Annotated in this window: 1 pseudogene; it reads left to right on the top strand. The window is 67.2% G+C overall.

The window, feature by feature from the left end:
- Positions 1-314, top strand: a pseudogene (locus QZ281_RS13785) (glutathione-disulfide reductase); the annotation flags it as partial.

Genomic DNA, 314 nt, shown 5'->3' with positions numbered 1-314 from the left:
GACCGAGGCCGAGGCCCGCCGTTCCTGCGCCAAGGGCGTCGATGTCTATGTGACCCGGTTCCGCCCGATGAAATACGCCTTCACCGGCTCGGACGAGCGGGTGCTGATGAAGCTGGTGGTCGACGCCGACAGCCAGCGCGTCGTCGGCGTCCATATCGTCGGCCCGGAAAGCCCGGAGATGATCCAGTTAGCAGCCATCGCCGTGAAGGCGGGCCTGACCAAGGCGCAGTGGGACGCGACCTGCGCGGTCCACCCCACCATGGCCGAGGAACTGGTCACCCTGAAGGAGAAACAGTCCGGGGCGACGTCGGCAG

It is taken from the genome of Brevundimonas sp. (assembly GCF_018608325.1).
Classification (GTDB): domain Bacteria; phylum Pseudomonadota; class Alphaproteobacteria; order Caulobacterales; family Caulobacteraceae; genus Brevundimonas.
This window is presented reverse-complemented; position numbering and strand designations above follow the sequence as displayed.